Genomic DNA, 1,385 nt, shown 5'->3' on the forward strand with positions numbered 1-1,385 from the left:
ACTCATGCCTTGTTGTTCGACACTTTTAATCACTTGAGCTCGAAAGTCTGCTGAATAAGTCATAATCTTTTTACTTTTCATTTATTTTAAAACTACTGTACCACTTTTATAAAGGCTCTACTATATGGCTCAATTTGATTATTCAAAATACATAGAAACCGATGGTAGCTTCAAGCGCTTCTCAGTTTCAGCAGGTTGGTTGCATGCAAATCCAACCGGTGATGCTACGCCAGTTAAAAATACCACTGCGATATCAGATGGCACAAGCCACAACAATGGTAGTGTGAGATCAGGCACCGTAAAACGGGTGCTAGATCCAGACCAAGGCCTAGGCAGTGCTGCTGAAAACCAAGCAAGATTTGAGGCAATTAATCATGGCTTGAGCCTTCCTGGTGACGACAATACTGACTTATCCAATACCGCTTTAGGTAATTTGTCAGGTACAACTGTGATTAACGGTCTACAAAAATTTGCGACACCTGGCACAGGTCTTGAATCAGATGATGTAGACACTTTGGGTATGCTACTAAACTATCATATAGATGATAACTGGTCAGTAGAGGTGAAGGCTGGCTTTCCGCCTAAAGTCGACATCTTAGGTAAAGGTACTGTGGTTGCACCTTTTAGAGGTGTGGTAACCCCATCAGGTATTGCCGAACAAGCCATTGGTGACTTTAATATTAAAGATGACATTGTGATTACCGATTTATCACAAGGCAGCAAAGCCTCTACTGCACGTGCTTGGTTGCCGGCCACAGAGCTACATTATAAGTTTGGTAAATCAGGGGTTAATAAATTCCGTCCTTATGTAGGTGCAGGTGTGATGTATGCCTATTTTAACGACTTAAAACTAAATTCAGGTATTCGTCAAGATTTAGTGGATGCTGGCCATATGATTCAAAACATCAAAGATGGCAATGCCGGTACCTCTTTGCAATACGATGGTCCTGACGGTCGAACAACACCTTCTAGTAGTGGCATGCACGTAAAAGTTAAGGCTGATAGTGCTTGGGCACCTATTGTCACTGTCGGTGCTACCTATGACTTCGATGACAGCTGGTTTGCCGTAGGATCATTGTCTTATGCTAAGTTGGATAGCGACAGCACCATCACCGTCTCTAACGATAACGGCGAACAATTAATTAAAGCAGTTTCTAAGATTGATATTGATCCTTATATCAGCTACTTAGGGGTCGGTTACCGCTTCTAATTAAATGGTTGACACTCTATTTAAAAAACGCACTTTTAAAAGGTGCGTTTTTTTATCACCGGTCGCCGTAAAACCACCCACTTCAGGGCATAGGTATCTACACAAATTTACTAGCCGCATCAGCGAATTGACGTAGTTTGTCAGGGGAATAATGATTTACCAGTTCGTTAAAATT

Annotated in this window: 1 protein-coding gene; it reads left to right on the forward strand. The window is 41.7% G+C overall.

Annotated features, from left to right (window positions below; genetic code table 11):
• The first annotated feature begins 124 nt into the window (after positions 1 to 124).
• Positions 125 to 1,210: an OmpW/AlkL family protein gene (locus JMX92_RS13265; RefSeq protein ID WP_227675385.1), complete on the forward strand. Its 1,086-nt coding sequence runs from the start codon at positions 125 to 127 to the stop codon at positions 1,208 to 1,210.
• The last annotated feature ends 175 nt before the right edge of the window (positions 1,211 to 1,385 follow it).

The sequence above is a fragment of the Psychrobacter sp. H7-1 genome, from assembly GCF_904846585.1.
In the GTDB taxonomy this organism is placed as follows: Bacteria; Pseudomonadota; Gammaproteobacteria; order Pseudomonadales; family Moraxellaceae; genus Psychrobacter; species Psychrobacter raelei.